General features: G+C 69.1%; 21 protein-coding genes and 2 pseudogenes. 16 read left to right on the top strand and 7 right to left on the bottom strand.

Going from position 1 to position 17719, the window contains the following annotated elements; all coding sequences use genetic code 11:
* Positions 1-5: 5 nt before the first annotated feature.
* Positions 6-518, top strand: coding sequence for a DUF317 domain-containing protein (locus ACFVVA_RS12895; protein ID WP_387688765.1), 513 nt, complete (start codon positions 6-8; stop codon positions 516-518).
* A 211-nt stretch (positions 519-729) separates the two neighbouring features.
* Here the strand turns inward: ACFVVA_RS12895 and ACFVVA_RS12890 are convergent, their stop codons facing one another.
* The 5 genes from ACFVVA_RS12890 to ACFVVA_RS12870 all read right to left on the bottom strand — a co-directional run bounded on the left by ACFVVA_RS12890 (position 730) and on the right by ACFVVA_RS12870 (position 5681).
* Positions 730-2337, bottom strand: coding sequence for a CHAD domain-containing protein (locus ACFVVA_RS12890; protein ID WP_387688677.1), 1608 nt, complete (start codon positions 2335-2337; stop codon positions 730-732).
* Between the two features lie 467 nt (positions 2338-2804).
* A complete protein-coding gene (locus ACFVVA_RS12885) occupies positions 2805-3305 on the bottom strand; it encodes a hemerythrin domain-containing protein (protein ID WP_387688675.1) in 501 nt (166 codons plus the stop codon).
* A 117-nt stretch (positions 3306-3422) separates the two neighbouring features.
* The gene (locus tag ACFVVA_RS12880; RefSeq protein WP_387688673.1) at positions 3423-3596 is read right to left on the bottom strand and encodes a CsbD family protein; all 174 of its coding nucleotides are present in this window, start codon (positions 3594-3596) and stop codon (positions 3423-3425) included.
* Positions 3597-3761: 165 nt separating this feature from the next.
* Positions 3762-4796, bottom strand: a complete 1035-nt coding sequence (locus tag ACFVVA_RS12875; protein ID WP_387688671.1) for an SRPBCC family protein — start codon at positions 4794-4796, stop codon at positions 3762-3764.
* 3 nt (positions 4797-4799) lie between these two features.
* Positions 4800-5681, bottom strand: coding sequence for a histone protein (locus ACFVVA_RS12870; RefSeq protein WP_387688669.1), 882 nt, complete (start codon positions 5679-5681; stop codon positions 4800-4802).
* Between the two features lie 513 nt (positions 5682-6194).
* On the opposite strand from ACFVVA_RS12870, the gene ACFVVA_RS12865 reads away from it, so the two are divergent.
* From ACFVVA_RS12865 to ACFVVA_RS12795, 15 genes and pseudogenes are all read left to right on the top strand, one after another.
* Complete coding sequence (locus ACFVVA_RS12865; RefSeq protein WP_387688667.1) at positions 6195-6572, top strand: gas vesicle protein; 378 nt, start codon at positions 6195-6197, stop codon at positions 6570-6572.
* Between the two features lie 71 nt (positions 6573-6643).
* Positions 6644-7111 (top strand): gas vesicle structural protein GvpA, encoded by a 468-nt coding sequence (locus tag ACFVVA_RS12860; protein ID WP_387688665.1) that lies wholly within the window; start codon positions 6644-6646, stop codon positions 7109-7111.
* Between the two features lies 1 nt (position 7112).
* Positions 7113-7826 carry a GvpL/GvpF family gas vesicle protein gene (locus tag ACFVVA_RS12855; RefSeq protein WP_387688663.1) on the top strand — a complete coding sequence of 238 codons (714 nt, stop codon included), beginning with the start codon at positions 7113-7115 and terminating at the stop codon, positions 7824-7826.
* A 13-nt stretch (positions 7827-7839) separates the two neighbouring features.
* The gene (locus ACFVVA_RS12850; protein WP_387688661.1) at positions 7840-8091 is read left to right on the top strand and encodes a gas vesicle protein GvpG; all 252 of its coding nucleotides are present in this window, start codon (positions 7840-7842) and stop codon (positions 8089-8091) included.
* A gap of 39 nt (positions 8092-8130) precedes the next feature.
* A complete protein-coding gene (locus tag ACFVVA_RS12845; protein ID WP_387688659.1) occupies positions 8131-8565 on the top strand; it encodes a gas vesicle protein in 435 nt (144 codons plus the stop codon).
* Complete coding sequence (locus ACFVVA_RS12840; protein WP_387688657.1) at positions 8562-9365, top strand: GvpL/GvpF family gas vesicle protein; 804 nt, start codon at positions 8562-8564, stop codon at positions 9363-9365. Before ACFVVA_RS12845 ends, ACFVVA_RS12840 begins: the two co-directional genes overlap by 4 nt.
* A complete protein-coding gene (locus tag ACFVVA_RS12835) occupies positions 9362-9604 on the top strand; it encodes a gas vesicle protein (protein WP_387688655.1) in 243 nt (80 codons plus the stop codon). The genes ACFVVA_RS12840 and ACFVVA_RS12835 overlap by 4 nt, the downstream gene beginning before the upstream one ends.
* The gene (locus ACFVVA_RS12830) at positions 9601-10008 is read left to right on the top strand and encodes a gas vesicle protein K (protein WP_387688653.1); all 408 of its coding nucleotides are present in this window, start codon (positions 9601-9603) and stop codon (positions 10006-10008) included. Before ACFVVA_RS12835 ends, ACFVVA_RS12830 begins: the two co-directional genes overlap by 4 nt.
* Positions 10009-10264: 256 nt before the next feature.
* Positions 10265-10605 (top strand): annotated as a pseudogene (locus ACFVVA_RS12825) (transposase).
* A 497-nt stretch (positions 10606-11102) separates the two neighbouring features.
* Entirely contained in the window at positions 11103-13370 is a 2268-nt protein-coding gene (locus ACFVVA_RS12820) for a catalase (protein ID WP_387688651.1), read from the top strand.
* 524 nt (positions 13371-13894) lie between these two features.
* Positions 13895-14728 (top strand): annotated as a pseudogene (locus tag ACFVVA_RS12815) (aminotransferase class I/II-fold pyridoxal phosphate-dependent enzyme); the annotation flags it as partial.
* A gap of 256 nt (positions 14729-14984) precedes the next feature.
* The gene (locus tag ACFVVA_RS12810) at positions 14985-15152 is read left to right on the top strand and encodes a hydrophobic protein (protein ID WP_387688649.1); all 168 of its coding nucleotides are present in this window, start codon (positions 14985-14987) and stop codon (positions 15150-15152) included.
* Between the two features lie 306 nt (positions 15153-15458).
* Positions 15459-15782 (top strand): plasmid stabilization protein, encoded by a 324-nt coding sequence (locus ACFVVA_RS12805; RefSeq protein WP_387688647.1) that lies wholly within the window; start codon positions 15459-15461, stop codon positions 15780-15782.
* An 85-nt stretch (positions 15783-15867) separates the two neighbouring features.
* Positions 15868-16062 carry a hypothetical protein gene (locus tag ACFVVA_RS12800; RefSeq protein WP_387688645.1) on the top strand — a complete coding sequence of 65 codons (195 nt, stop codon included), beginning with the start codon at positions 15868-15870 and terminating at the stop codon, positions 16060-16062.
* Between the two features lie 213 nt (positions 16063-16275).
* Positions 16276-16572 carry a hemerythrin domain-containing protein gene (locus ACFVVA_RS12795; protein ID WP_387688643.1) on the top strand — a complete coding sequence of 99 codons (297 nt, stop codon included), beginning with the start codon at positions 16276-16278 and terminating at the stop codon, positions 16570-16572.
* A 59-nt stretch (positions 16573-16631) separates the two neighbouring features.
* Here the strand turns inward: ACFVVA_RS12795 and ACFVVA_RS12790 are convergent, their stop codons facing one another.
* Positions 16632-17141: a CinA family protein gene (locus ACFVVA_RS12790; protein WP_387688641.1), complete on the bottom strand. Its 510-nt coding sequence runs from the start codon at positions 17139-17141 to the stop codon at positions 16632-16634.
* Positions 17138-17677 (bottom strand): hypothetical protein, encoded by a 540-nt coding sequence (locus tag ACFVVA_RS12785; RefSeq protein ID WP_387688639.1) that lies wholly within the window; start codon positions 17675-17677, stop codon positions 17138-17140. The genes ACFVVA_RS12790 and ACFVVA_RS12785 overlap by 4 nt, the downstream gene beginning before the upstream one ends.
* Positions 17678-17719 lie beyond the last annotated feature (42 nt).

Below are 17719 nucleotides of genomic sequence, written 5' to 3'. Positions count from 1 at the left end.
CGGACATCGACGGCGACGTCCACGTCCACCCGGTCTACCTGGCCGGAAGCCTGCACATCGGCGACCCCGCGCTCCAACCCATCCTCGACCTGCCGCACACCGAACGGCACCACGACGACCTCGGCAACTTCTTCGCCACCACGGACGGACGCATCCGCATCGGGTTCATCCCCGAACAGGACTGGAACACCCTGTGGAATATCACCGTCGCCCCGGACCCCTTCTCGCGAGCCCGCTGGGTCGCGAACTTCTCCGACGGCACCCCGATCGAGCTCGTCAAGGCCGTCACCACCGAACTCGCCACCATGTACAGCGCGGACGACGACACCTGGCTCGACGAGCGCACCGCCGGCCCCCTGAAGACGCGCGCGGAGACGATGGGGGAATGGCCTCGGATGAGGGCCAGCCAGCCTTGCTGTCCCGCCGTACAGGAGGGGAACCTCGCACTGGTCACTGGGGTAAGGAGAGTAGGTCGATTCCATAGAGTCGCTATATGGGTGCAGTTGGAGGTGACTTGAACAGGTTGATTGATGCCTGGGTCGAGGAGGAGCTTGCTTGGTCGCCCGCACGGACTGCCAAGAAATTGGAGGCGACGGTGTGGGGAGTGGACTCACCGAGGGCGACCAGCACCGGCTCCGGGCCCATCGCTCCCCAGAGCGCCGGGGCCGCCTGACGGGCCAGCACCACAATGGTGGGGGTCTCATCGCGCGTTGGGCGGGCCCATCGGGCTCAGGGCATCCGGGTGAGCTTGCGGCGGGCGGCGCGCCGCCGCAGCCGCGGCAGGTGCTCCAAGGCGTCGTCGCCAGCGCGCCGCTGTGCCTCGTGGAGCACGCCGTAGGCGAACACGTGGCGACGCTCTGCGCCCGCCTCGGCGCCGAGGCGGACCAGGACCTGGCGGACGACCACGCTGTCGTGCTGATTGCCTAGCACCTTGTGCAGCTTCTTCATCCGCTTCGCGTACTTCCCCAGGCGGGCGGGGGCGGGCCCGGCGGCGTCCTGGCCGCACTCGGCGATGTAGCGGGCGCGTTTGGCGGCCTTGCGGGCGCTGTGCAGGGCCTCGTCCCGTGCGGGCCCGGCTTCGGTGTGCAGGGCCTTGTCGAGTCGGCGCAGGGTTCGGCGCTGCTGTCGCCGCAGGGCGCCGGCCAGGTACTCGTTGGCATCGCGGCGGGCCCGGCGGCGCAGCGGCGGGTGAGCCGCGAAGGTTTCCAGGTCGTCGAGGAGGTTGAAGTAGCGGGCGCCTTCGAGTTCGTCGACTGCTCCTTGCCAGGCGGTTTGGTAGGTACGAGCGTAGCGTTCGGTGATTCGGGCCCGTAGCGCGCCCTCGCGCATGGGGGCGGGGACGGCAGTCAGGGCGTTCACCAGCTGGTCCGCGAGGACCTCCTGGTCGCGCGCCTCACCCAGAAGCCTTGCAAGCCAGCGCAGTTCATCGGCCAGTGGTGTCGACAGGCGGGTGTCGAGCAGCCGCGCGTGGGCCTTCAGCAGGCTCCGCAGCCGACGCGCGGTGATCCGCATCTGATGGACGGAGTCCTCCTCGCCGCGGCGCACCGCCCCGTCCAGCGCCAGGAGCCTGTTGTACTGGGTCCGGATGCCGTGCATGACGACATCGCCGGCTGACCATGCCCGGCTGGCGCCCGTGGGCGCGATGGGCCCGGCAGGAGAGTTGCTGGTGTAGCCGAGCGCGTGGGCGAGCTTCGAGGGCCAGCGGGAGCGGGTCAGGCCAGCCTTGGCGAAGAGCGTGTCGGTTTGTCCGAGCAAGGCGGGTGAGCCGTGCTTCAGCTCGACTTCGAACTCGGTCCACTCGCTGACCTGCGTCGCGCTGCCGCCCACCCGGTGAGGAAGGGTTGAGGGCGCGCTCGCCCCCAGCCGGGTGTGGGCGGGGGGATCTTCCGCGGGGTCGAATGCCTGGGCCGTCACCTGGTCCTCGGTGACCTCCGCCAGGATCCGGCCCTCGCCATCGAGCAGCTGTGACCGGGCCCGTTGGGTTTGTAGATGGGCCACAGGCGACAAGGCGGCACCGCGGGTGAACGCCGCGAGTCGGCCGGCGAACTCCGTGGGCACCCCGCGCCTGCCCCCAGCGTCGAGGGGAAGGTGTACTTCCCGTCGCGCCTCGGCGCTGAGCGGCAGCTTGACGTGCCAGCCGGGGTCGCCGCCGCCGCTTCTGCGGCGCAGAGTGATCCCCGTGCGCAGCAGGCGCAGGTCCGCCGTGTCGTAGTACAGGGCGTCGAGGTTGTCCGGCTCGGCGGCTTGGGCGGCCGCCACACCAGGCAGCTCATCCAAGCCCGTCGGCAGGGCGGACCCCTCGTACTTCCGTTCTGTCTCCGTCTGTTCCCTGGCCATACTTCGACGCCTTCCCGTACCGGCCCCGGTCACACCCGGATGCGCCAGCCGCGGGTGCGCGCCACGCCCTGCACGGGCGCCCGGGGACCGGCCACGCCGTGCCAAACCCGACCCCCGCACAGGAATCGTCAGGGCAGTGTGGTGCTGTCGGTGAAGGAGCGAGAGAGCCGTCCCCGTGCAGGCCCGGGATGTAGTCGAGCAGATCGGGACGGCCCAGCAGGACGCTGTCGCTGTCGCGGGGGCGGCCAAGCAGCCCGTTCAGGGCGTGATCGGCTGGCAGGCAGGCCGCCCAATTGACGACGGCCTCTGGGTCCTGCCCCAGGTCGTTCTGCGCTGAACCGCCGCCCCCAGCGCCCCGGTAGGCAACCCTGATCCCTGTACGGAGGGCAGGACGGCGGGTCCCGATGCGGGCCGGGGCCCGATGCGGGCGCAGTTCCGATTATGGTGCGAGGTGGACGGCTCCCCGCTTATCCCAGGAGGGCGTCGGCGGCCTTCTTCAACGCGCTGGGCTGCTGTGGCCGTTTGGGAGCGGTGGCACGGACTTCGAGCATGCGCGCGCCAATCTCTTGAAGCTCCTTACGACCCAGGGCGTCTCGTACCTTGGGGAACCACTCGCCCTCCTCTTCCTCGATGTGTTGGCCGACGGACGAGATGAGGACCGTGGTCTTTGCGTCGAAACGCTCGTCGTCCGCGTCCATCGCGTCCAGTTCCGCACACAGGACATCGGCAACGTGGTGCTCCTCGAAAGACTCCAGGATGTCGCTCTCAAGTTTGGGGACGAGATCGCGGACGCTGGGATACATGACCTCGTTCTCGATGTAGGTGTGAACAGTCAAGGCCTCCACTATTTTGCTGACGACGTCGGCCTTAACGGCCCTGTCGCTGCCGTCGGCGGCTTCGAACGCCCGGAAGAGCTGCCGAATTTCCTTGTGGTCCTCCTTGAGGAGGACGATGGCGTCGGTGGTCATGTCGGGTCCTCTCAGTTGGCTGGTGGGTCTGGATGAGTTCGATCGACCTGCCGTACGGGAGTGGTTCGGTCGAACTTCCGCGGCGGCTTGCGCCGCCGCGGGTAAGGCGCTGGTGGTCTAGTGCTTCAGCGCGTCCTTGGTCTTCTGGCCGGCCTGCGCCATGTCGCCCTTTACCTGCTGGGCTTTGCCCTTCACGACGAGGCTCTCGTTGCCGACCGCCTTGCCGGTAGCCTCCTTGACCTTGCCCTTCGCGGTTTCGGTCGTGTGCTTGATCTTCTTTCCCGCGCTCATGCGGACCTCCTCCACCCCCTCTGCCTACCCCCGCACTTCATCCTCCTTCTACCCACATAGGACAAGTGCACCGCTGCTTTCCCGTCTCGCTCCTCATCGCCTCCATCGGCGTCCCCGGCCGACCGGTTTTCCCCTGCATGGGAACGCGGCCCCGTACCTGTCTGTCTAACGGAGACTGTCGCGGTCCTCCTCCTCTTCCTCGGGTCCGTCGTCTTCCTCGTATTCGTCCTCGTCCTCCTCGTACTCGTCCTCGGGTTCCTCGCCGTCGTCTTCGTCGTACTCTGGTTCCTCACCGTCGTCGTACTCGTCCTCGGGTTCGCCGTCCTCGTCGTATTCGTCATCCTCGGGGCGTTCCTGGCGGGCCTCCTCCTCTTCCATGACTTCGTCGTGGGTGCGGACGACCTCGCCGTCGCGGATTTCTCCGCGCCAACCCTCTGCTTCGTCGTTGGTGAGTGAGACGTGCCGCTGGAAGTTCTTGAAGTCCAGGCGCAGGCGCCTGCCCTGGGCACGCCAGATGTTGCCGGTCTTCTCGAAGAAGCCGCTGGGGTAGTACTCCACGACGAGGACGATGCGGGTCAGGGTGGGGGTGATCTCGTGGAAGCTGACGGCCCCGCGGGTGCTGCCCTTGGCTCCTTCGGAGGTCCATACGATGCGATCGTCCGGTATCTGCTCCTGGACGGTCGCCTTGAAGCTGCGCTTCGAGGGTCCGACCTTGACCTTCCAGTCGGTGGTCACCTCGTCGCCCTGGGAGACGCTCTGAACGCCCTTGGCGAAGCCGCTGAAATCCTCGTACTGGGTCCAGTGGTCATAGGCGGTCCGCAGCGGTACGCCGACGTCCAGGGTCTCGACGATGTTCATGGTCTTCTTGCCGGCCTTGCGGCCGGGCTTTCCGCCGCCGCCGCCGAAGGCCTCTTTGGCCTTGTTGACGATGTTGTCCTTGACGCTCTTGGCCTTTTCGCCGATGAGAGCCTTGGCCGGGGAGTCGCCTTGCAGGACACGGGCACCCACCTTGGGCAGAATGCCGCCGTTCTCTACGACGTCGCCAAGGGTGTCGGTGAGGTCGGAGACCTTGTCGCCGGCCATCTCCACCAGGTGCTCCAGCTGAGCACCGAGGTAGTTGACGGCTTCCTCGCGCAGTCGGTCGACCCCCGACGTGTCCGTGGACTTGTCGTCCTCGGACTTCTCTTCCGTGGCGGCCATGGCTCACCTCCGCCGGGTACGCGTAGACGATTTGGCAGCAGTGCTCTTGCTCGCGGATGTCGTCTTCGCCGCAGCCTTCTTCGCTGCCGGAGCCTTCTTGGCCGGCGCCCTCTTCGCCGGTGCGGCCGCCTTCTTACCTGCGGGCTTCGACGCGGCGGTCTTCGAGGCGGACGACCGGGCGGGTGACCGCTTTGCCGAGGAAGTGGTTTTGGCCGGTGCCTTCTTCGCCGCCGGAGCCGTCTTCTTGGCCGGTGACGCGGCCTTCTTGGCCGGCCTGCGAGCGGCCTTGGGTGCGGACTTGCTGGGTGCTGCACGGGAGGTCCGCGGCCGCTCGTCGTCGCTGCTCGTGGTCCGGCGTCGACGTGGGGGCCTGGCCGGCCGCTGCTCCTCCTCGGGAGCTTCTTCCTCTTCCTCCGACTCGTCTTCGACGTCTTCGCCTTCCTCCGGCTCCTCGTCCGCGCCGTCCTCGGGCCCGTTGTCCTCCTCTGGTTCCTCCTCGTCCTCCTCCGACTCGTACTCGTCGTACGGCTCTTCTTCCTCCTCCTCGTCGGCCTCCTCTTCCTCGTCCTTCGGACTGCCGATGCTGAGGGTGCGCTCCCGCAGGGTGTCGGCGAACTCGCCGATGCGGCGGTCGGCGGCTGCAACGAGCGCCTTCTTGCCGACGTCCAGCAGCTCGCCGCGGACCTGTTGGTTCAGCTCGGCGACCTGCGGGACTTCGCTGAGCCTGCGCAGGCCCTCGCTGGCCAGCTGGCGCGGGTCCAGTCCGAACCTGCGCCCTGCGAGGTAGGTGGCGGCGGCGAACGCGAGGCGCCCCTTCTTCGCGCGTCCGAGCACGTATCCGCCTGCGACAGCGGCTGCCACGGCAACCTTGGTGGCGTCCTTCATGGGTCATCCCTTTCGGCACTCGCCCCTTCTGGAGGGATCGCCATCGCCACCAGCGAAAGGGGCTCTTTGGTGTCGTTGCTGGGCCAGGGCCGCAGGACTTCCAGTCGGCGGCGCTCGCCTCACGGGGAGGCACCCCTCCCGCAGCGGTGCGTCGATTGCAGCAGCTTGCGCCGTGTCCGGGCCCTGGGCCGGAGCGTGGTCTCCGGACCGCGAGTCCCGTGCCCGCGCCGCAGGCTCTGGTGACGTTGGCGCCCCGCCTTCCCAGTCTGGCAGGACACCGGCCCGGCGCACCCTGGGGTGCCGAAGGCCCCGCCCACAGCACCGCTCCTCGCAACTGAAAGCCACGTTCAGTAGCGGCGAGCTTCCGGTGCGCGAGGGTGGCAGCAGCCGTTGCAGCCATCACCAGGTGCGGAGGAGAGCACTCTCCAGTAGTGATCGACGGATAGTATTGGGGCATATCGGGCATACGTTCACCTGATGGTCAGAATGTCGTCTCCGAACCGAAGAGAGAACATGGCCGCAGGCAAGGAGGAGGACGCGAGGCCTGGAAGGGCCGGCGCGCACTCGACCCGCTCGCGCGGTGCCGCCGAGGGCAGACCGAGCGAGTCGTCGACGCGGCGTACCCGCAGGCCCGTTTCGGCGATGCGCGCCATGCGTAACGCCTCCGAGCAACTGGCAGAACTCCTCGGCCGCGTCCCCGAGTCGGTGTCAGCGCTGAAGCCCACGGAGGAAGGGTGGCAGGCCGATGTGGAGGTGGTGGAGCTGGAACGCATTCCCGAGACGACCAGTGTGCTGGCCAGCTACCGGGTGACGCTCGACAAGGCAGGCGAACTGCAGTCGTACGAGCGGATCCGCCGTTACACCCGCGGACAGATCGACCGCCGCACCTGACAAACCTCGTGCCGCGACGAAGCGGACGCAATCGCGTCCATCGCGACAGCGGGCCGCCGAAGGGAGGCACCGTGACTGTGGTGCCGCAACCCGCAGCCAGTGTTTCCCGTAGCGGGAACACCGGAAATCTCTACGACATCCTCGAACTGATCCTTGATCGCGGTCTGGTCATCGACGTCTTCATCCGCGTATCGCTGGTCGGCATCGAGATCCTCAAGATCGACATTCGGATCGTCGTCGCCAGCGTCGACACATACCTGCGGTTCGCCGAGGCCTGCAACCGTCTCGACCTGGAATCCGGGCGCAAGGCCCCGGCCCAGCTCACCGACATCGTCGGGGAGGTCACCGAGGGCGGCGCACGCGGCAAGAGCAAGGGCGCACTCAGCGGTGCCGTCGAGACCGCCGCCGAGGCCCTCCACCTCGGGGGCGACAAGAACGAGGATGAGGACGAGGACCAGGACCAGGACCAGGAGGAGAAGGAGCCCGCGCCGAAGCGCACCAGGCCCACGCGCCGGGCCACCAGACGGCGGGACGAATGACATGGCCGTCTACGTCTACTCCATCACCGCCGCCGACCACGCGCGCAACCTGGAAGGCCTGGTCGGCGTTGGTCCCGATCCCACCGCACTTCGCGCCGTCAGTGCGGGCCCCCTGTGCGCCGTCGTCAGTGACGCGCCTCAGGAACTCCGTCCCAAACGCCGCGACCTGATGGCCCACCAGGCCGTTCAGGAACGTCTGATGGCCCACGGCACAGTCCTGCCGTTGCGCTTCGGCCTCACCGCCTCCGACGACGACGCCGTGCGCGCCGCCCTGGCGCAGCATCGCGACGAGTACATCCAGCGCCTGGCCGAGTTGGAAGGCTGCGCCGAGTACCACCTCAAGGCCTCCATCGACGAGGACGTCCTACTGCGGCAGATCCTGCAGGAATCTCCCCAGGCCCGACAGCTCAACGACGCCATCAAGGCCGGCGCCGGCAGCCCTGACCTTCCGCTAGCCCTCGGCGAGCTCGTCGCCCAGGAAGTCCTCGCCCGCCAGGAGGCCCTGGCCTCCGGCATTACCGAGGCGCTGCGCCCCCACGCCCGTCAGGAACGGGCCTCCGATCCCACCGGGGAAGACTTCCTGAACATCTCCTTCCTGGTGGACGACGCGCATCGGGAGCTGTTCCTCGCCGCGGAGAAGGGCATCGCGAGTGAACTGGGCGCCGACTGCGACTTCCGGCTGAACGGCCCCTTGCCCGTCTACAGCTTCGTCTGAGAGGCGCGAAACCATGGGACTGCTCACCCAGATCCTCACCCTCCCGCTGGCACCCGTGCGCGGCACAGTCTGGGTACTGGAGCGCGTCGTCGAGGCCGCCGAGAACGAGTACTACGACCCCGCTCCGGTCGAACAGGAACTCGCCGCGCTGGAGAGGGCCCTCCTGGCCGGCCAGATCGACGAGGAGACCTTCGACCGCCGCGAGGACGAACTCCTGGACCGTCTCGACGAGATCAGAGCCCACGCCCAGCGCCGAGAGCAGTGACCAGGTGCCCACCCAACGAGAAGAGGAGGGCAGCACACCGTGACAGACCCCCTGGCCAATCGTCTCGGCTCCCTCCCCTCCCGAGCTGCCCCGCCCTACGACCAGCCCTCGTCAGCCAACCTCGCCGACATCCTGGAACGCGTCCTGGACAAGGGCATCGTCATCGCCGGCGACATCCAGATCAACCTCCTCGACATCGAACTGCTCACCATCAAGCTGCGTCTGCTCATCGCCTCCGTGGACAAGGCCAAGGAGATGGGCATCGACTGGTGGGAACACGATCCCTCACTGTCCTCCCAGGCCAGGAACAGTCCCTCCTCCCTCGAAGAGGAGAACCGACGTCTGCGCGAACAGATCGAGACGATGCGTGCCGACGCAGCACTGCCTCCCGCCGACAGGCCTCACGAGACGTCCCAGCCGCGCCGTTCGACACGCGCAACCACTCGTCCACGGTCCCCCCGAGGTGACACATGACCGCCGGGTCGCTCACCTACGTCTACGCCGCTGCCCGGAACAGTGCCCTGCTGAGAGCGACGAAACCCATCACCGGTGTCGCCAACGCACCGGTCCGCCTCGTGCCGTCCAGCCACGACGCCGCTTTGGTGGCGATGGTCAGCCCCGTTCCCGAGGGCCACTTCAACGAGACAGCACTGCGCGAGCACCTGGAGGACATCGGCTGGCTCGAAGCACTTGCCCGGGCACACCACGGCGTCATCGAGGCGTTCGCGGCACGTGCCACCGTCCTCCCACTGCGCCTGGCGACGGTCTATCTCGACGAGGGCCGGGTACGCGCCATGCTCCACGACCGGCAGACGCTGTTCCTGGAAAGACTGGAGCACCTGGACGGTCATGTGGAGATGGGCGTCAAGCTCTACGTCGACCCCGCGTACGACACCCCGACCGCAGAGGCGAATGCTCCTGGAGCGGCACTCAGCCCGGGGCGCGCCTACCTGCGCCACCGCCGCGCGGAGCAGGATTCACGCAACGGCGCCCGTCAGGCGGCCGAGCAGGCGGCAGCACGGATCACAGCGATCGCCCGCGTCCACGCCGTCGAGCGGGCCCGCCACCGTATCCAGGAAGGCGAGCTGGCGACCGGACCGGGGATCAACGTCAGCAACGACGCCTACCTCGTGCCGGCCGCCCACGTCGACGTATTCCGGGTGGAGGCCATGCGGGCCACCGACGGCCTCACCGGGGTCCGCGTTGACGTCACCGGCCCCTGGGCCCCCTATTCCTTCGCCACCTTGCCCGATCCAGGCACGAGCGCATCGTGAACCCCGACCGCGGCCCGGACAGATCCAGGACTGCCCTGCCACAGCAGCAGGTCGCGCTCATCGACCTGCTGGACCGACTGCTCAGCGGTGGGGTGGTCCTCACCGGAGACCTCGTCCTGTCCATCGCCGACATCGACCTCGTCCGAATCTCGCTGCGCGCCCTCATCGTGTCGATCAGTGAACAGAATCCCGCCCCCTGGGGCGTCGCCGGCATCGCCAGGCGGACGGAGCCCCCATGACCGCCAACCGACCCGGCCACCCCGACCGCTACGACGAAATCTCGCAAGCCGCCACCCGCGCGTTCCGGCTCCTGCCAGCCACCCCGCACGACAGCCCACCCCCGGATCGCGGCTCCCCACAGCAGATCCCGCGCAGGATCACCACCGACCCCGAGAGTGTGGAACGGGACCTGATGAGACTCGTCCTCACGCTCGTCGAACTCCTGCGTCAGCTCATGGAACGCCAGGCGCTCCACCGCGTCGAGGCCGGCGATCTCACCGAGGACCAGGAGGAGGACCTGGGCGCCACCCTCATGGCCCTGCACGACCGCATGACCGAGCTCTGCGCCCGGTACGGACTGACCATGCAGGACCTCAACCTCGACCTGGGACCACTGGGACCCCTGCTCCCACCAGTCGAGTAGCCCAGCAACGGCAAGCCTGCACGGAGGCCAGGACCGGCCCGGCGCTCTGCCCGCCGTCGCCGCAGCTGAACCGCCCGGAGGTTCTCAACCCCCGTTGTGACCCGGAACGTCCCACCTGCCTCCACGCCACCCGGCTCCCACGGCCGTCCTTGCCGATACGCAAGGGCACATCACGGAAGCCGAGCGCCACCCGCTCTCCGCAGGCGTCAGCTGTTTCGCCTGCGCCCCGAACGGCTGCCCGGCTTCACCTCACGGTATGAAGAGGACCTTCACCGCGCCGTCTGAGGTTCTCGCCCGAGTCCCGGCGCTGGCCACCTTTGCCGAGCACGTCAGGGCTTTCGCCGAGCTGATGAACGACCGCCGCGGACAAGAGCTCAAGAACTGGATCGCACGCGTTGAGCGGGACCAGGCCCCGGCCCTTCGCAGCTTCGCCAGCGGTCTTCTGCAGGATCTCGATGCGGTCGTCGCCGGCCTGACCCTGAGCTACAGCTCCGGCGCAGTCGAGGGCCACAACAACAAGATCAACTGCTGAAGAGACAGATGTACGGCCGGGCCAACTTCGACCTCCTGCGACGCCGCATCCTCCTGTCACCGTGATCAACAAGAAGGAACCCCTCAATCAGCGACAGAGCCCGGAAAGTGATCCAGAACCACGGTTCAACCGTCGCCGACACTCTTCATCGTGCCGCGAGCTGCCGCCAAGCGCGCGGCATGGACCGTACGGGCGGGGCGTGGCCTACTCGGCGCTGCCAACAAGTCGCAAGGACGGTGGAGTAGGCCGATTGAGCGGCCTGCCCCCGTGACCGCGCCCGCCGCCCGACCCAGAGGGCCACTGGGCCGAACGGCGCCCTGCATCGCGGCACCTGCCACGACCGCCGATCCTGGGGAAGGCATCGTGCCCACCCAGCGCCCCGCACAGCGGGTCGGTCGAGGCATGTAACGCGCTGCGGACCGGGCAACGGTGGCCGGACGCCCTGGGGTCTCGCTGTGGCGGGCCACCGCTCGGAGTCGACCAGTGGCGCCGGGCGCCCGGGTGTGTGCCGCTGAGCCGTCCGCCCCGATCTGGCTGGGCCGGAGTTCGATCTGGAGAACCAATGACCAAGTCCCACCCTGTGCGCAAGCTCGTGGACGCCGTGACGGACGCCGTCTCGGACGACAAGGACCGCGACCGGGCGGAGGTGCCGGGCGCCCCCGGCGCGCAACCGCCGCCGGTGGCGGAACCCACGCAGCCGCGCGCCCCGCTGCCGTCCAAGCCCGACCAGAGCCCACCTGCCGTCCTGTCGGCGACCGGCCGTAGCGGCGGCGGGTCCGAGGACGCGCGGGCGCAGAGCGGCGGCTACCTGACCACCGCCCAGGGCACACGCCTGGCCGACAGCGACCATTCCCTGAAAGCCGGCCCGCGCGGACCGGTCCTGTTGCAGGACCACCACCTGCGCGAGAAGATCACGCACTTCGACCACGAGCGGATCCCCGAGCGGGTCGTCCACGCCCGCGGTGCCGCCGCGCACGGCGTGTTCCGCGGCTACGGCACCGCGAGTGCCGTGAGCAAGGCGGCGTTCCTCGCGGAGAACGTCGAGACGCCGGTGTTCGTGCGGTTCTCCACCGTGCTGGGTTCGCGGGGCTCGGCGGACACCGTGCGTGACACCCGTGGTTTCGCGACGAAGTTCTACACCGGCGAGGGTGTCTTCGACCTGGTCGGCAACAACATCCCGGTGTTCTTCATCCAGGACGCCATCAAGTTCCCGGATGTCGTCCACGCCGCCAAACCCCACCCCGACCGGGAGATCCCGCAGGCGCAGAGCGCCCACGACACGTTCTGGGACTTCGTCTCGCTGCACACCGAGGCCACCCACCACACCCTGTGGAACATGTCCGACCGGGGCATCCCCCGCTCCTACCGCATGATGGAGGGCTTCGGCATCCACACCTTCCGCCTGGTCAACGCCGACGGCGCAAGCACGCTGGTGAAGTTCCACTGGAAGCCCAGGCTCGGCGTGCACTCCCTGGTCTGGGAGGAAGCCCAGCTGATCGGCGGCATGGACCCCGACTTCCACCGCCGCGACCTGGCGGACGCCATTGAGGCCGGCGCCTACCCGCAGTGGGAGCTCGGGATCCAGACCTTCCCGGACACGCCCGAGCAGACCTTCGAAGGCATCGACCTGCTCGACCCGACCAAGATCGTGCCCGAGGAACTGGCCCCGGTGCGCCCGATCGGCCTGATGACGCTCACCGCCAACCCGACCAACTTCTTCGCCGAGACCGAACAGGTCGCCTTCCACCCCGGCCACCTGGTGCCCGGCATCGACATCACCGACGACCCGCTGCTCTCCGGGCGCCTGTTCTCCTACCTCGACACCCAGATCACCCGTCTCGGCGGCCCGAACTTCGCGCAGATTCCGATCAACCGCACCCATGCCCCCGTCAACGACATGCTCCGCGACGGCTTCCACCAGGACGCCGTGCACAGCGGCGTCGCCCCGTACAAGCCCAACTCCCTCGACGGCGGCTGCCCGTTCTTCGCCGGCGCCGGCGAGCACCCCTTCGTGGAGTACCCGACGCCCGTCACGGCCTCCGCAAAGGTCCGCCAGGCGCCGGCCTCCTTCAGCGACCACTTCACCCAGCCCCGCCTGTTCTGGCTGAGCCTCACCCCCGTTGAGCAGCAGCACGTCATCGCCGCCTACACCTTCGAGCTCTCCAAGGTCTACGAAGCGGCGATCCGGGAACGGGCCGTGGCAGTCCTGGCCAACGTCGACCCGGTCCTGTGCGCCGAGGTTGCCGCCGGGCTCGGCCTTCCGGCCCCCGAAGCCACGGTGGCGCTGCCGCCGGTCGAGCCCAGTGCCGCGCTCTCGCAGCTCGGTACATCCTGGCCGGTCGACGGCCGGGTGGTCGGCATCGTCGTCGACTTCGTCGGCACCACGGACCACGTGCGAGCGGCCCGTGACGCTGTGCGCGGCGCCGGAATGACGGCCCTGATCATCGCCCCCACCGCGGGGCCCCTCGCGGACGGCCTGCCGGTACAGCGCACCTTCGCCGCGGCCCGCTCCGTCGAGTTCGACGCTCTGCTTGTGCTCGGCACGCCCGCGCGAGGAGCCGACGACCACGGGGCACGCGACGCCAAGTCCAGCGGCTCGTCGCCCGTGGACTCCCGGGTCGCGTTGCTCGTCAACGAGGCTTACCGTCACGCCAAGCCGCTCGGCGGCCACCCGGCGGCCCGCGCCGTCTGGGCGGCCGCGGGCATCGATCCGCACGCACCCGGTGTCCTGACAAGCGAAGATCCGGACGAGGTCCTGGCCGGCATCGTCGGCCTCCTCGGGACCCACCGCGCGTGGGACCGCTTCCCGCCGGACGCCCTCCTTCCGTGAGAGTCCTGGGAGATCCAGGCTCGCCCGCGTCAGAGCGAACGGCGGGGGCCGAGAGCCGCAGCAGCCCGGCGGACACCGGGGGGCGCGGGCGGGATCCGGAGGAGGCCCTTGATCAGCCTGCGAGCCCTCAGGTGCACCGCCATGCAACCGGTTCGTCAGATCGGCCTGCGCTCACAGCACGTGCGCAGCATGGTCCCCTTGCCAGTCGGCAGCGGCTCCGGACCGGCTTCCCGGTGGACCGATCGAGTGGCCCGCACACGCCCCCAAGCCGCGCCACGACGGGCCCGAACGCTCGCCAGCAGGCAGGCCCCGGACGCGGCCCCCGTGGGCCCTGGGGCATCACAGCCGGGGCATTGGGGTTCCAGCATCATGCAACTGATGCCAGGAGGGGCCCTTCACCCTTCGGTGGTGCGCGGCGATGGGGGCTCAGGACGTAGCGGCTCTGCGGGAGCTTTACCACCCCGAGAGTCCCCGCTGCCCCCAGCCCGCGTTTCTGATGTCGGGCGCGGGGCAGACGCCCGGGCATGGATCAGTCCCAGGCCCCGGTGCTCGAAGCCCTTGCGGCGTTCCACGCCAACCCGCTGACGTGCTTCACGCCTCCCGGGCACAAGCAGGGCCGCGGCGCCGACCCGCGTGTGCTGGCGACGCTCGGCGCCGATGTCTCCCGCGCGGACGTGCTCGCCACCGGCGGCTTGGACGACCGTACCGGCTCCCGCGGCACCCTCCAGCACGCGCCCAGGCCCTGATGGCGGAAGCCGTCGGCGCCGACCGCACCTTCTTCTCCATCTGCGGCAGCTCCCTGTCGGTCAAGGCCGCGATGCTCTCCGTAGCCGGTCCGCACGAGGAACTGCTGGTGGGACGCGACGCGCACAAGTCCGTCATTGCCGGGCTCGTCCTCGCCGGTATCCGCCCGGTCTGGGTCGAACCCCAGTGGGACCCACGGCTGCACCTGGCGCACCCGCCCTCCGCGAACTCCTTCCGAGCCATGCTCGCCCGGCACCCGGACGCCCGAGGGGCGTTGGTCACCTCCCTACGGCACGTGCGCCGTCCTGCCGGCCATCGCCGACACCTGCCACGCGGCCGGGAAGCCCCTGATCGTGGACGAGGCGTGGGGAGCACATCTGCCCTTCCACCCGGACCTGCCGACCTGGGCGATGAACGGGCGCGCGGACGTGTGCGTCACCTCCGTCCACAAGATGGGCTCCGGCCTGGAACAGAGCTCCGTCTTCCACCTCCAGGGCCGGCTCGTGGACCCGGCCGTCCTCAAGCAGCGCGAGGACCTGCTGGGCACCACCAGCCCCTCCGTCCTCGTCTACGCGGCCCTGGACGGCTGGCGGCGCCAGATGGTCCAGCACGGGCTCCTCCCGTCCCCATCGGAAGGGGTTCCCGCAGACCGTCGCGTTGTTCGCTGCCGCAGCGGCCTGTCACCTGATCGGGTAGCGCCGGGGCCCGGGCACTGGGAACACCTCGCCCTGGGCCGTCTGACGTCAGAAGGTGGTACTTGCCGCGCGAGTGGGATGGCGTAACAGGGGTAGGCGCTCGGGCGCAGCGCCTCCGCCTCTTCCGTGCCGGGCACGTCTTGGAGCGCCGAGGCATCTCGGAAAGGAACCTCCCATGCTCGCTCTTGTCCTTGTCCTGCTGCTCGTGCTGATCCTCGGTGGTCTGGGATTCGCCGTCCACGTGCTGTGGTGGGTCGCTCTGGTGGTCCTGGCGTTGTGGCTGCTCGGCTTCGTCTTCCGTGGTGCCGCGGAGGGCGGACGCAGCCGCTGGTACCGGTGGTAGACGTATTCGGTCCAGCCGGACCGGCTGACCTGACCTGACCCGGCCCCGAGGGGAGGGAGGTTGAGCGCGAGCGGTGTTCTTGGCGCTGAGGTGATTGCCGTAGTCCTGCGGCGTGGTGGGCGTCGTCGACGGAGTGCTGTACCTGCTGTTGCTCGGCATCACGTGTTCGCGCCTCCTGACCGTCCGGCGTTCGCCAGCTCCGCAGATGCCCCGCGTGGGTCCGTCGGCCGCATCCAGTAGGCCTGCGACCGAATCGCGTCCTAGGTTCGGGGTAGCCGATGCAGCACACCACACGGAGGAGGAACCATGCCTGCGGGTTCGAGCAAGAAGCGTGAACGACAGTACGAGCACATCAAGGACAGCGCTCTGGAGCGCGGGGAGAGCCAGAAGCGGGCCCAGGAGATCGCGGCCCGGACCGTGAACAAGGAACGGGCCCAGCACGGCGAGTCGAAGACCGCCAGCCGCTCCTCCACCCACGACATGTCCTCCTCCCGGCGCGGCGGACTGCACTCGCACTCCGGCTCCCAGGGGCCGACGAAGGAGCAGCTGTACAACGAGGCCAAGCAGCGCAACATCCACGGCCGCTCGAAGATGAACAAGAAGGAACTCGCCAGCGCCCTCGGCCACTGAACCGTGCCCCGGCACGACGGCCGGCGCGAGACCGCCGCCGTCCAGGGCCGCCTGGGCGCATCCAATCCGCCACCATCACGACGAGATGAGCACGGACGACACGGGCGCCCGCAAGAAGGACGCCTCACGCGAAGACGACACGGTACGGGAGCGGTCCGCGGAGGAACGCAGCATCACGGCACCCACCCCCGAGGACGTCCGGGCCAACGCCGACGACGTCCACGAGGGCGAGGCCGACGAGGAGACCGAGCCGCCCACGGTCGGCACTCAGGCCACCTGACCCCCGTCGCCTTCGCCCGTCCCCGCTCGAGTTGTAATGACGGATTGAGGCTGTGATGGCCGCGATCGTTCTACTCAAGGACGACCACAAGACGCTGGAGAAGCTGTTCAAGGCCTTCGAGAAGGCCGGCGGCGGCGCCCACGCCGAGAGGCGCCGCATCGCCGACCAAGTGATCGAGGAGCTGACCGTCCACGCCGTGATCGAGGAGACGGTGTGTTCTACCCCGCGGCCCGCGAAGCCGCCCCGGACACCACCGACCCCGTGCTGGAGAGCGTCGAGGAACACCACGTGGTGGTGTGGATGCTCTCCGAGCTCGCAGACCTGGACCCGAAGGACGAGCGGTTCGACGCCAAGATGACCGTGCTGATGGAGAACGTGCGCCACCACGTCGAGGAAGAGGGAAAGGACTGGCTCCCCCAGGTGCGCAAGGCCATAGGACGCAACCGCCTCGTTGCCCTCGGTGAACAGCTCGAAGACGCCAAGAAGACCGTTACACCCGCGACCCGCTGAAGGTGCCCAGCGCCACAGAGTTAAGGGGTCTCTTCTGACCGGGCACCGCCCCCATCCCGTCAGGACGGCGGTCGCAGACGGCTTTGCAGAAGACACAGGGCTTCGGCGACGCACTCCTGTTGAACGGCGTGCCGGTCGCCGTCCAACTGCCGCGAGATGACGCGCGTGCCATCCGCGTCCGCGAGTGCGATGAACACCGTGCCCACCGGCTGGCCGTCCTGGGACTGTGGACCGGCCACCCCTGTGGTGGAGAGGGCGTAGGTGCTGTCCATCAGCCGCCGCACACCGCACGCCATCTGCCGGGCCACCTCGGCATCGACCGCACCGCGCCGCTCCAGCAGGGCACGCTCCACGCCCAGCACACCATGCTTGACGCCGTCGGTGTAGGCCGTCACCGAGCCGACGAACACCCCGCTCGCGCCAGGCGCCTCGGTCAGCACGAGCGCCAGGAGACCGCCGGTCAAGGACTCCGCCACGGACACTGTGCTTCCGGCCGCCTGAAGCGCCGAATGAAGCGCACGCACCACCCGGCCCTGGCCCTCCTCGCTCGCCGGGACCGAGCTGCTCACAAGGCGCTGCCCGAACCGGCACCTGGTTGCCCTGGTCCGGGCCGGTGAGCAAGGACGGCCGCGCTGACCGCTTGGTGCCAGCCGTTCAGCGTACGAGCCTGCGCGGCAGCCCGCTCGGAAAGCCTGTCCAGCTCCGCCTGGTCGAGGCGTTCGTCCGTGTCGGCAATGGCGCGCAGCGCCCGCCACACCGCGGCCTTGCCCTCGACCCCGGTACGCAGCGTCTCCAGCTCGACCAGGTCGCTGAGCGGGGCGCGGCGCACGACGGTCCCGTTCGGCTTGAGCCGGCCGAGGCGCTCACCCGCGAGGCCCAGCCAGGTCCGGTAGCGCCGAACCGGCACGCCGAGCCGGTTCATGATCCGCACGAGGTCGTCCCGGTCCTGCTCGATGTCGCGGGCCAGACGCCGCAGATCATCGGCACGGCGACTGTCGGGATGGGTGCGGGCCATCCGGTCGGCGAGCGCGGCCCCGCCGAACGCGCCGGTCAGGTGATCGTTCAGGTAGATGTGCAGAGGCTCGGCCAGGGTTTGGTGGGACATCTCAGTTCCTCCAGGTCGACGGCCGATCACCGGGGATCGTCG

Source organism: Kitasatospora sp. NPDC058048, assembly GCF_042885555.1.
Classification (GTDB): Bacteria; Actinomycetota; Actinomycetes; order Streptomycetales; family Streptomycetaceae; genus Kitasatospora; species Kitasatospora lactacystinica.
Note: the sequence above shows the minus strand (reverse complement) of the source record. Positions and strands in the feature narration are given on the sequence as shown.